The following is a 12667-nucleotide window of genomic DNA, read 5'->3' as shown; positions in this document are numbered from 1 at the left end:
AACATGATTAAAAATATTTTATTTGTCATTTTGGTAAGTTTTGTAGTGTTAAATTTAAATGCTCAGTATACTTCAGTTCATCATCAGCAGTTAGATTATTACAATAGTTTAGGTAATGCAGAGGCAAGTTTTTATGAGAAGAATACAATAGCAGTTAATTATCCAAATTCTTCAAATAAAGCAGGATGTGCCTTAAATAAAACTGTTTATGGTTGGCATCCATACTGGGTTGGAAGTGCTTATTTAAATTACAATTGGAATTTATTAAGTCATTTTTCATTTTTCAGTTATGAAGTTGATGCTGCAACTGGCAACGCAAACTCAACCCATGGATGGGCAACTAGTGCGGCAGTTGATGCAGCCTTAGCTTCAGGTAACACAAAAGTTACTTTAACAGTTACTTTATTTTCAAACCACGCTACTTTTTTTAGCAGTCCAACAGCACAGCAAACATTAATCACAAACCTTATTAACTTAATTCAATCCAGAGGGGCTCATGGAGTTAATATTGATATTGAAGGATTGCCTTCAGCTAACAAAAACGATTTTACCAATTTTATGATAAGCTTAGCAAATCAAATGCATGCTGCTATTCCAAATTCGGAAGTAAGCACCGTCTTATATGCAGTAGATTGGAATAATGTATTTGATTTTTCGAGTATGGCTTCAGTTGTAGATCAATTTATAATTATGGGATATGATTATTATTGGTCTGGATCTTCAAGTACAGGGCCAAATGATCCTCTTTATCACTTCGATGTTTCTTATAATTTTAGTCTTTCTAAATCAATTACTTATTATTTAAATAAAGGATGTCCTAAAGATAAATTGATTTTGGGATTACCTTATTATGGAAGGGAATGGAGCACATCCTCTGTAACGGTTCCTTCTTCAACTACAGCTAGCGGAAATGCAAAAATATATAACGATGTAAAAGATAATATCTCAGGAAATTATTCTCTAACTAATTATGCTTATGATACTGATAGTTATTCTGACATATATGTATTTAATAATGGAACTCAAAAACAATGTTTCATTTCATTGGAAAACAGCATAATAAAACGATTAGAGCATATCAATACCTCAGGAATAGGAGGTATGGGGATTTGGGCATTAGGTTATGATGATGGTTATACGGAATTGTGGGACGCAATTGAAAATAACATGACAGATTGTTTTTCAAATCCTTGTAGTGGTGAAATTCACGATTTTGGTGGGCCAACAAAAAATTATTACGATAATGAAAATTATACATGGACAATTCAACCTAAAGGTGCAACATCAATAGCATTATCATTTACAAGTTTTGATGTTGAAACGGATTTTGATTACCTATATATTTATGATGGAAACACTGATTTAGCTCCACAAATATCAGGAAGTCCTTTTACAGGGACTACTTTGCCTCCTGATTTTAACTCAACAACAGGCGCAATTACTTTTAAGTTTACATCAGATAATTTAACAACAAAATCTGGATTTACAGCAAATTATACCTGTATAATCGATACAATAAAGCCAACCACTCAAATTTCATTAGCACCAAATCCTGCAGTAAGTAATTTTAGTAGCACATTTACGGATGCCGATAATTTAGGAGGAAGTGGGGTGAAGCACCAATTTTATCAAGTAGCTGATCACAATGGAACGGAATGGTTTAGCAACGATCAAAATGGATTTTTCAATGATGAATTCAATAACGGTACAATACATTCTAATTGGATAGATTCTTCAGGAGTTTGGAATAATTCAGGAGTTTACATTTCACAAACAGATGAATCAAATTCTAATACAAATATTTATGCTTCATGTAATCAAAATGGATACAATAAATACTTGTATAACTATCAAATGCAAATTAGTGGTTCGGGTGCTAATAAAAGAGCTGGGTTTCATTATATGTGTGACGATGCTAGCCAACCGAATAGAGGAAATTCTTACTTTATTTGGTTTAGACAAGATGATGCTAAATTGCAATTTTACAAAGTAGTAAATGATACTTTTAGTTTAGAAAAAGATGTTTCTATAACTTACAATGCAAATCAATGGTATGATATAAAAATTGTTTACGATAAAATAACAGGAGAAACTGAAGTTTGGATGGATGATGATTTTGTTTCATCATGGATAGATGTAAGTCCATTAACCATAGGAAATCATATTTCATTGAGAAGTGGAAATTGTATTTATGATGTTGAAAATTTACGAGTTTACAAAAACAGAACGGCAACTGAATTAATTAATGTTGGTTCAAATCCAAGTGATGATATTCGTTATTCAGGAACACCAGCAGGCAGAATTAATTCTATTGTAATAGATAATGCTTACAATGTGTCAGTTTTAGCAACAGAATTTGTGAATGTAGACTTAACTACTTCATTAGAAGAACTTAATAATATTGATTTTGAAGTTTATCCAAATCCAACGAATCATAACATTACAGTTAGCTTTAATGATAATCAAAATAGAGATATTCGCATTTCAAACATTGGTGGGAAAACGTTAATCACTCAAAAAATAGTTGCTAAAAAGCAAACAATAAATGTCTCTGATTTAGTTCCTGGAATTTACTTTTTGAAAGTGAAATCAAATAATGAATTAAAAACCATTAAGTTGATAAAGCAATAGCATTTTGAGTTACATTTGTCGCACTTAAAATACGACTTATGTACAATCATCCTTTTGTGGCTGAAACTATTTCGGCTGGTATTATTGAAAAAGGATATGCTGTTGTAGATAATTTACTACCAGAATCTGAATTACAGTTAATTAAAGAAAGATTTGAAGAACTCCAACAAGAAGATGAATTCTTAAAAGCAGGGATAGGAAAACAAATTCATTTTACAATAGATAATACGGTTAGAGGAGATTTTATTCGTTGGATAGATACCAAAGATCAATCTGCTCCAGTATATAAATTGTATGAATATGTTAATGAGTTGGTACAGAATTTAAATCGCACTTGTTTTTTAGGAATTAAGGATTATGAAACTCATTATGCATACTATCCTAAAGGTAAAGGATATAAAATGCATCGAGATCGATTTAAAACCAATCCGCATCGTATCGTTTCATTTGTATTTTATTTAAATGAAAACTGGCATGATGGCGATGGTGGCGAATTGGTTTTATATAATGAAGAAAAACAACCGATTGAAACACTTGCGCCTAAAGAAAATCGTTTAGCTGTATTTTTAAGTGAAACTTTACATGAAGTTAAAGAATGTAATTCAGAACGAAGAAGTATTACAGGTTGGTTGTTAGATATACCTACAGAATTGACTTTTTTGGGTTAGAAGTTTTCCAATTCTAAATTGTAGTCATATTGTAAATCTTCGTGAAGAGTTGATATAATTTTTTTGATAATTTCAATTTGGCGAAGGTAAATATTATAAAGAGTTTGATCTCTTTTTATTGAAGGACTCATATTTTTAAGCACATTACAAAAGTATATCAGTAGCTCAACTTCAGTTTCTTTTTTACCAGAATATCGACAATGCTTTTTAATGTTTCGTAAAATTTTTCGAACGCTTTTTTTTATAAAATAGAAACTGCTTTTATTGATTTCTGAAAACTGTTGATCAATTTCATTTTTCACACTTTGAATGTAAGCTTCCTCGTTATCAACTTCATATAAAAGGTAAGTGAGTAGTTCTTTGTTTTCTTTTTTAAATTTTGAGAGGCGTAAACAAATTTCTAGCAACTCGTCAGGTGAACGGTGTTTTAATTCTTTTTTGATTTCTGAAACGGTGGCAGCTTTCATATTTTCTATAAAAATCAATTTTCTGAAAATTATTCATTTAAAATGAAATGTTGCTTCCTACTGATCTTTTTCAATGGTAATATGATCAATCCAAAGAGTACCAGGTTGTAAAGCATTTATTTCTAATCTTAATTTATCCATCTTTTCAGGAATAGTGTAGGTTAATTCATGCAATGTCCATTTATTAGTTGTCTCAGAAGATTCAATTGTTGGTCCAACATCTTTGGTAAAAGCATCTATAGCATCTACTTTTATTCTGAATTTAGAATTATTATTTTTTATCCAGCATTTAATATGATAGGTTTTGTTTGGCTCCACTTTAATTTCTTGAGATATTCCTGGAGATAACCACCCACCTTTTTCAGAGCAACTTCGAATGATGAATTTTAATGATTGTTTACCATCTATAGCATCACTATCAATAACAAGGTCAAAATTTCCCTTTTTAACAGTTTCTGGAGTATAAACCAACCAGTTAACAGGAAGGTTGTTTTTTACTACTTCAAAACTACCATTTAACGCTGCTTTGTCATTATTAACAGATTCGCTCATTTTTTGAGTGCAAGCATTAAATGAAATGCCAAAAAGAAGACTTAACGTAATTCCATAAGGATAAATTAAATTTTTAAGAATAGATTTCATTGTTCATATTTTTTAATTCATAAATAATTATCATGAACAAAAGTAGAAGGAGGTAAACAGAAAAAAATTGATATAAATCAAAAAATTAAATTTCTCCCCGAACTCTGCTTAAAGTTTCCTGAGTCATACCCAAATAAGAAGCTATAAGACCTAATGGCGCTCTTTTAATAATTTCAGGGCGGGTTTCAAAAAGCAATCGATATCTTTCTTTAGCAGATTTAAATTGTATGGAAATTAGACGTTCATCCAATCGTGAATAATATTCTTCTAATATTAATCTGCCTACACGTTCTGTTTCAGGGAAAAGAGTATACATTTCCTGAATTTTGGAATAGCTGATGGATTGAATAATAGCTGCCTCGATACACTCTACAACTTCATATGAAGGATTACGAGAGATAAAACTGTAGTAAGAAGTAGCAATATCATCCTCGATAGCTATCCAGTTACAAATTTCTTTAGCATCCATTAAGTAATGACTTGTTAACATCCCCGATTGTAGATAGTATAAATGATTGCATATTTTCCTTTCATGTAGTAAAATTTCATTCTTTTTACATGAAAATTGATCAATATTTTTTTCTAACCACTCAATAGCTTTAGGAGAAAGGTCGGTTAATTGTGATATTTTAGAAATAAGTCCCATTGTAATAATGTGATAAGTTAAAAATCTCCATCTTCCTCAAACTCTTCCTCGTCAGGTTGAGCAATTTTATCAATTAATTTTCCTAGCCCTTTTTTCTTTTTTGGATTTTTTTCGACGTCTTCTTTTTTTGTACTTCGATCTTCCTTCTTATTATCATCAGTCTTTGCATCTTCGTCTTCTTCCCATTCTATTTGTAATCCTGAATCTTTTGGCTTTTCATCTATTGGTTCATTTATGGTGCTGTCTTTTTTGAACCAACCAAACTCGTTGTTTAACAATTGTTTAACGGTCTTTTTTTCTTCTTTCAAATCTTGTTTCCACTTTTCTTTTACTCCTTTAGAATCGTATCCTATTTTATAATCATCTACAGTTCCTGTCATTCTTAAATATAAACTCATTTTTCCTTCTCTGTCATCTTCTATATATCCAAACTCTGTGTTTTCTTTTTTCTTTGATTTTGCTTTACGCCATATTACATCACTCATTAAAACCCTAAATTGATAATCAATTTTATTATCAAAACTGTGTGTTCCTGCAACATCAACATCTAAAGCAGAAGATCTAATAAAGGTTTTAGGAATGGAAATAAGCTGGTTTTTGATTTCAATTTGAGTACTCAAGTTACTAAATTTAATATGTTGAAGTTCATCTACTTCAATATATTTACTCATTGCTAGTATGGGTTTATAGTCAATTAATTCACCATTTTTAATGGTTAAATCGGCTAATACATAAAGCAAATCTTTATTTAGCGTTAAATGACTATCCCATAAAGAAGCAAACTGAATAGTGGAAGTAGCTCTTCCTTTTATATTTTCTTGAACAAAATATTCTTGCCCAAAATTTTCAAATTCAAAAAACAACTGATTGATATCAATATCGTCAATTTGGGCGCTACTGGTCATTGTAATTCTATTTAATTCAGAAGCGTTCAATACAAAATTAGCATTTGAAATTTGTCCTTTCATGGCTTTAAAACTTACGTTAGATGCTGATAAAACACTATTACTAAGGTTTAGGTGTCCCTTTACATCTGTTGCTTTAAATCGTCTAAAAGTAAATGTGTCAATGGCTGTAACACATTTAAATGTAATGTTGTTTGGCAAACTTAATGTGTAAATAGAATCTTTAGTTGCCGACTCATCTTTAAGCAGTAATTCATCTAAAACCAATTTAGAAGCTTCAATTGTTCCATAAACAGTTAGAGGCTCATTTTGTAGAAATATAAACGCCAATAGATTATTAAATTTTCCATTTACGTTAAAATTATTACCATTCAGTTTTCCATTTAAAGAATCTATTTCAATATTGTTGTTATTAAATTGGAAAGCTCCATTTAACTGTTCAAATGTAACAGAGTGATTCACTAATTTAAAATCTGCATTTTTAAGTTCAGCGTTTCCTTTCGCGTTTAATTTTTGTAAGTCTTGAGCCTGTATATTGTTTAATTCTTTTATATATCCAGAGTATTTAATGTTAATGTCTAGTAATCCTATTGCAGTTTCTAGAGTATCAATTTTAAAGAAATCACGTGCTTGGTTTAAATCAATATTGGCTTCAGAATTAAATTCAATGTAAGGATTAGTAAAGTTGGTAATGGTATAATTACCAGATATTTTTCCTGCCCCAAAAACGGAATTAAATTCAGATAAAGAGAGCTTTGTTGTATTGTTTTTTTTGCCTTTTCCATTACTAAAACTACCTTTTGTGTTTATTTTTGATAAAGAGATGTTAGAATTAACTTCTGTAATCGTTCCATTTTTAATTTCAAAATCAGCTTCAATATTGGGAGTGTGTTGTGTAGATAGTTCACCTATAATGGTTGATTCAAAACTAATGACCCCTTTGCTTTTGTAGGTTAATAATTTCTTTTTTTCTGATTCAGGAAACAATGAAAAAGCATCTTCAATTTGGATGTTGTTTGCATTAATTTTTAAATTAAGGTTGGTACCATTTTCAGTTTCTTTTAAATTTCCTATCAAATCAAAAGAAAGGTTTTCAATAGAAAGTTCACCTTCCTTTATTTCATATAAGTTTTCTTCTTGATTTACCGAAAAAGTAGTGTTTACATTTATTGATTTATTTTTCAATACAGATTGACCAGCCTCATTAAATTGATTAACAAACAAGTCGGCAGTAGTGGTCAGTTTATATTTTACCGCAGAGAAATTTCCTGTTAAATCAATCGTTTTTGCTTCAATTGAGAAGTCAAGATTTTTGTATTCGTTTAATGTGTAAAACGTAAAGTTTTTAAATTGTAAACTACTTAAAGCTAAATTAAAATTATGATTACTACTATCAGAAACAGCCTTCCATACTTGATAATTGTTGTTCCCTTTTTTATCAATTTTAATGTTTAAGAGTCCGTTTTCAACATTAATTTTTTTAATAATGTAATTCTTATTTATGATGTCGATGATGTTAAACTGTAAGTAAACTGATTGTGCTGAAAATAAGGTGCCTTTTTTCTCATTTTTGGTTACTTCATCAGCAGATACATCGTTAAACTCTAAAGAAGCGTAAGGGAATTTTTTAAGCACTGAAAAATTAATTTCTTTAACATCAATGCGTGTATTTAATCGCTCATTAATTTTACTAAGCATATAGCTTTTCACATCTTCTTCGTAAATAGAAGATATGACAATACCAGTGCCTAAAATAAGCACAAGTAAAACACTGAATACAATTAAGATTCGTTTTAATAAACGCATAACACTTATAACGATTATTTGGATAATCTATTTCAAAGTTAGATGCGAAAAGGTGTGAATTTCACAAAAAGTAAAATAGTATTCAACAGTGAGTTATGAAAAAGATGTTAGGCTTTTTTAGTCATTTTTAAGAAAGCAACTTCTTCGTTTGTTAAATATCTCCATTGACCACGGGCTAAATCTTTCTTAGTTAAGTTGGCAAAAGATACGCGGTCAAGCTTTATTACTTTATACCCTAAGTGTTCAACCATTCGTTTAACAATTTTATTTTTACTCGAACGTATTTCAATACCAATTACTTTTCTATCATCGCCTTTACCAACAAAACTTGCTTCATCTGCTTTACTAAATCCACCTTCTAATTCAAATCCTTCAATCAAAACATTTAAATCACCTTGAGACACATTTTTATCTGTAGTAACTTGGTATATTGATGTTACTTTAGTCAACCTTTTAGCTAAATCTAAATCGTTTGTAAACATTAAAACTCCTGTAGAAGTTCTATCCATTTTGTCAACGGCAGAAACTGCTTGTTTATGCTTGCCAACCAATTGTAATGCTGTTTTTCTTCCTAAAGCATCATTAGCAGTAGTAACAAAGTTTTTAGGTTTATTCATTACCAAATACAACTTTTTTTCATGTTGTATAGTTTCGCCTCCAACAGTAACCTTGTCAGACGGTTGAACTCTAACTCCCATTTCAGTAACTACTTTATCGTTAATAGAAACAGCACCTGATAAAATAATAGTGTCAGCTTCACGTCTTGAGCAAATACCTGCATTAGAGATAAAGCGATTTAAGCGCATGCTTTCATCGTTTGGGTCTCTTTTTACTGCAGGTTTTTTAGGTGCATCATTCTTATTTTGCGCATCTTTTCTCTTTGGAGCGTAAGGCTTACTTTCAGAAGGTTTACGTTTAAAAGTTTCCTTCTTAGTAGTAGGTCGTTTTGAGTTTCTTTTTGGCTTGTCCATTATAGGTAATTGGTATCTTTAGTTTTTTATTATCTTATTTCTCCTCCGTTGTCCATGGCTTTTTCAGGAGAAACAAAAGCTAGTTCGCCTTCGTTGTTTTCAGCCATTAAAATCATTCCTTTCGATTCTATTCCTCTAATTTTTCTTGGAGCCAAGTTCATTAATATGGAAACTTGTTTTCCAACAATATCTTCAGGATTGTAATGTTCAGCAATACCAGAAACAACTGTTCTTACATCGATTCCTGTATCAACAGTTAACTTTAACAATTTGTCGGCATCAGGGTGTTTTTCGGCAGTTAAAATAGTAGCCGTTCTAATGTCAATTTTAGTAAAATCATCGAATGTTATTTCGTCTTTCATTGGTTTTGCTTTTGGATTAGATTGTTTAACTGTAGTAGTTTTTAGCTTTTCAATTTGAGCATCAATTGCTTCGTCTTCGATTTTTTGGAATAATAATTCGGCAGCATTTATTTGGTGTCCAGCATTTAATTCTGGAGTATTGTTATTTAAAATAGCACGAAGCTTATTACTTGTTTTTGGTAAAAAAGGTCCGAAAACAATACTTAACGCATTACTAATTTGTAAAGCAATATTCATAATAGTTTTCACTCTCTCCTCATCTGTTTTAATTAACTTCCAAGGTTCGGTATCGGCTAAGTATTTATTTCCAATTCGAGCCAATTGCATCGCTTCCGTTTGAGCATCTCTAAACTTAAACTTACTTAACAACTCATTAACATTTTGTTGAGTTGTTTTTATCGAAGCTAATACTTCAGAATCTTCTGCAGTAAGCTCACCAAGAGATGGTACAATGCCATTGTAATATTTATGTGTTAGAACAACAGAACGGTTGATGAAGTTTCCAAAAATGGCAACTAATTCATTATTAACCCTTGCTTGGTAATCTTTCCAAGTAAATTCACTGTCTTTTGTTTCAGGAGCAATAGATGTTAAAACATAGCGTAGTTCATCTTCCTTACCCGGAAAATCTTCTAAATATTCGTGTAACCAAACAGCCCAATTTCTTGAAGTAGAAATCTTATCACCTTCTAAATTTAAAAATTCGTTGGCAGGTACATTGGTTGGTAAAATATAATCTCCTTGCTCTTTTAAAATTATCGGAAAAATAATTCCGTGAAATACGATGTTATCTTTTCCAATAAAATGAATTAAAGCAGTATCGTCTTTTTTCCAATAATCTTCCCAGTTTTTATTGTTGTCAGCAGCCCATTGTTTGGTTGCCGAAATATATCCAATAGGAGCATCGAACCAAACATACAATACTTTTCCTTCGGCACCTTCAACAGGCACTTGCACTCCCCAATCTAAATCACGAGTAATAGAACGTGGTTGTAAACCGTTATCAATCCAACTTTTACATTGACCAATAACTTGCTTTCTCCACTCACTTGGGTCATGTTGTTGAACTCCGTTTAATTTCCCCGTTTCAATCCATTTTTTCAACCACTCTTCGTGTTTGTTCATTGGTAAATACCAATGTGAAGTTTCTTTTAAAACAGGAGTTTTACCACTTAATGTTGATTTAGGGTTAATAAGGTCAGTAGCATTTAAACTACTTCCACACTTTTCACATTGATCGCCATAAGCACCATCTGAATCACATTTAGGGCAAGTTCCAGTAACATATCTGTCAGCTAAAAATTGCTCGTGTTCTTGGTCGTAAAATTGTTCGCTAGTTTCTTGAATAAAAGAGCCTTTATCGTTTAACTCAGTAAAAAATTGAGCAGCAGTTTCGTGGTGTAATTTTGAAGATGTTCGGTGGTAAATATCGAATTTTATACCAAAATCAACAAAAGCATTTTTAATGATTTCGTGATTGGTATCAACAATATGTTGAGGTGTAGTATTTTCTTTTTTTGCTCTTAATGTAATTGCAGCACCATGTTCATCCGACCCACAGATAAAAGCAACATCTTCGCCTTTTCCCTTAAGGTATCTCACGTAAATATCAGCAGGCAAATAACACCCAGCAATATGACCTAAATGTAAAGGTCCGTTTGCATAAGGTAAAGCTGCTGTTACTGTATATCTTTTTGCTTTGTTCATAAATTATTCTATTGTCATTCCGACTTTGTAGAGAAATCTTGTTATTTTGAAAGTGCAAATTTACATTTTATAAAGGTTAAAAAATGCAAAAACCACCGAATTTACAAAAAGGAGATAAAGTTGCTATAGTTTCTACTGCCCGTAAGCTTTCGCTTGTTGAATTAGAATACAGTTTAACGATAATAAAAGGATGGGGATTAGAACCAACTTTTAGCGATAAATTGTTTGCAGTTGATAACCAATTTGCAGGAACAACAGCAGTGCGAACTGCTAATTTTCAAGAAGCATTAGATAATCAAGAAATTAAAGCAATTATTTGCGCTAAAGGTGGATATGGTACAGTGAAAATTATTGACAATTTAGATTTTACAAAGTTTATAAAACAACCAAAATGGATTTGTGGTTATAGCGATGTAACGGTTTTACATAATCACATCAATCAAAATTTTGGAATAGAAACATTACATTCAGCTATGCCTTTGGGTTTTAAAGATAATACTGAAGCAGCTTTAACCAGTTTAAAAGAATCACTTTTTGGAGTGCCACAAATTTATACATGCAAAGCCAATGAGTTAAATGTTGTTGGCGAAGCAGATGGTGAATTGGTTGGAGGGAATTTGTCGATTATTTACAGTTTAACAGGAACAAAATCACAATTGAATACCAAAGGAAAAATCTTATTTATTGAAGATTTAGATGAGTATTTATACCACATTGACAGAATGATGATGAATATAGATAGGGCTGGAATGCTTTCTGAATTAGCAGGTTTGGTTGTTGGTGGAATGACTGATATGAATGACAATGCTGTACCTTATGGTAAAACAGCAAAAGAGATTATTTTAGAAACAGTAAAAAAATACAAATACCCTATTTGTTTCGATTTTCCTGCTGGGCATGTTAATGATAATAGAACATTAATAATGGGTAGGAATGCTCATTTAAAAGTTTCTAAAGAAGAAATTCAACTTAATTTTAGTAATGGCTGAGCATAATCAATTAGGTAATCAAGGAGAAGGATTAGCTGTTCAATTTTTACAAAAATTGGGTTATGCTATAATTGAAACCAATTGGCAACAGCATAAATTTGAAATAGACATAATTGCACAAGATAAAAACGAAATTGTTTTTGTAGAAGTTAAAACTAGAAGTACTACTTATTTTGGAGAACCAGAAGAGGCAATAACTCCAACTAAACAAAAACATTTAATTGAAGGAGCTGATTTTTATATTCAAGAAAAAGAAATTGATTTAGAGGCTCGATTTGATGTAATATCAGTTGTCATTAATAATTCAATTGAAATCAACCACATTAAAGACGCTTTTTATCCTGAAAATTAAAAACGATAAGAAACACCTACTTTACCCCCGCTAGCAGCATTGCCTCCACCAATTTCTAAGTTAACACCCCAGCTTTCGTTAAAATAATAACGGCCCCCAATTTGTAAACCAACCCCAACTCCAGAAGCTCCGTTTCCGGCATAACCTCCAGATGAATTCCATATGTAAAAACCAACATTTAATCCAGCATAAACATCGTACTCGGAAGTAATATCTAATAAAGTATTAAAATGGTAATTTGCATTTGCTGAAATCCCGATAATAGAATGTTTATATTTTGTTCCAATAATATTGTCGCTGTATGATCGAAATGAAAATTCACCACCAACAGTAATATCTTCTTTAATACCATAATCTAACCCAACATAAACGGGTAATCCATAGTTTGAAAAACCAAAGCCACCATTAAATTGCATTTGTCCAACTTCTATTGGGCTTTGTGCAGATAAAATTGAAGAAAATACTAAACTGATAATTAATAAATATTTTTTCATGACTTAATTTTTTTAGGCCAAATTAGA

Annotated in this window: 11 protein-coding genes; 4 read left to right on the top strand and 7 right to left on the bottom strand. The window is 31.1% G+C overall.

Features of this window, described 5'->3' with window-relative positions:
- Window positions 1-3: 3 nt before the first annotated feature.
- Both FRY74_RS02835 and FRY74_RS02830 read left to right on the top strand, forming a co-directional pair.
- Entirely contained in the window at window positions 4-2631 is a 2628-nt protein-coding gene (locus FRY74_RS02835) for a glycosyl hydrolase family 18 protein (RefSeq protein WP_147098405.1), read from the top strand.
- A gap of 38 nt (window positions 2632-2669) precedes the next feature.
- Entirely contained in the window at window positions 2670-3299 is a 630-nt protein-coding gene (locus tag FRY74_RS02830) for a 2OG-Fe(II) oxygenase (RefSeq protein WP_147098403.1), read from the top strand.
- Here FRY74_RS02830 and FRY74_RS02825 read toward each other — a convergent pair.
- The 6 genes from FRY74_RS02825 to metG all read right to left on the bottom strand — a co-directional run bounded on the left by FRY74_RS02825 (window position 3296) and on the right by metG (window position 10805).
- Complete coding sequence (locus FRY74_RS02825; RefSeq protein WP_147098844.1) at window positions 3296-3766, bottom strand: hypothetical protein; 471 nt, start codon at window positions 3764-3766, stop codon at window positions 3296-3298. The two genes, FRY74_RS02830 and FRY74_RS02825, sit on opposite strands and share 4 nt — an antisense overlap.
- Window positions 3767-3823: 57 nt before the next feature.
- Window positions 3824-4408, bottom strand: coding sequence for a carbohydrate binding domain-containing protein (locus FRY74_RS02820; protein ID WP_147098401.1), 585 nt, complete (start codon window positions 4406-4408; stop codon window positions 3824-3826).
- A gap of 85 nt (window positions 4409-4493) precedes the next feature.
- Window positions 4494-5054, bottom strand: coding sequence for a Crp/Fnr family transcriptional regulator (locus tag FRY74_RS02815; RefSeq protein ID WP_147098399.1), 561 nt, complete (start codon window positions 5052-5054; stop codon window positions 4494-4496).
- A gap of 17 nt (window positions 5055-5071) precedes the next feature.
- Window positions 5072-7765 (bottom strand): DUF3971 domain-containing protein, encoded by a 2694-nt coding sequence (locus tag FRY74_RS02810; RefSeq protein ID WP_147098397.1) that lies wholly within the window; start codon window positions 7763-7765, stop codon window positions 5072-5074.
- Window positions 7766-7872: 107 nt separating this feature from the next.
- Window positions 7873-8736 carry a pseudouridine synthase gene (locus FRY74_RS02805; protein ID WP_147098395.1) on the bottom strand — a complete coding sequence of 288 codons (864 nt, stop codon included), beginning with the start codon at window positions 8734-8736 and terminating at the stop codon, window positions 7873-7875.
- Window positions 8737-8765: 29 nt separating this feature from the next.
- Window positions 8766-10805, bottom strand: a complete 2040-nt coding sequence (gene metG / locus FRY74_RS02800) for a methionine--tRNA ligase (RefSeq protein WP_147098393.1) — start codon at window positions 10803-10805, stop codon at window positions 8766-8768.
- A gap of 83 nt (window positions 10806-10888) precedes the next feature.
- Between metG and FRY74_RS02795 the strand changes: the two genes are divergently transcribed.
- The gene (locus FRY74_RS02795; RefSeq protein ID WP_147098390.1) at window positions 10889-11794 is read left to right on the top strand and encodes a S66 peptidase family protein; all 906 of its coding nucleotides are present in this window, start codon (window positions 10889-10891) and stop codon (window positions 11792-11794) included.
- Window positions 11787-12146, top strand: a complete 360-nt coding sequence (locus tag FRY74_RS02790; RefSeq protein WP_147098389.1) for a YraN family protein — start codon at window positions 11787-11789, stop codon at window positions 12144-12146. Before FRY74_RS02795 ends, FRY74_RS02790 begins: the two co-directional genes overlap by 8 nt.
- On the opposite strand, the gene FRY74_RS02785 is transcribed toward FRY74_RS02790, so the two are convergent.
- Window positions 12143-12640 carry a porin family protein gene (locus FRY74_RS02785; protein WP_147098387.1) on the bottom strand — a complete coding sequence of 166 codons (498 nt, stop codon included), beginning with the start codon at window positions 12638-12640 and terminating at the stop codon, window positions 12143-12145. The genes FRY74_RS02790 and FRY74_RS02785 overlap by 4 nt on opposite strands.
- Window positions 12641-12667 lie beyond the last annotated feature (27 nt).

It is taken from the genome of Vicingus serpentipes (assembly GCF_007993035.1).
Classification (GTDB): Bacteria; Bacteroidota; Bacteroidia; order Flavobacteriales_E; family Vicingaceae; genus Vicingus; species Vicingus serpentipes.
The sequence above is the reverse complement of the archived record's forward strand: the minus strand, read 5'-3'. Positions and strand labels throughout refer to the sequence as shown.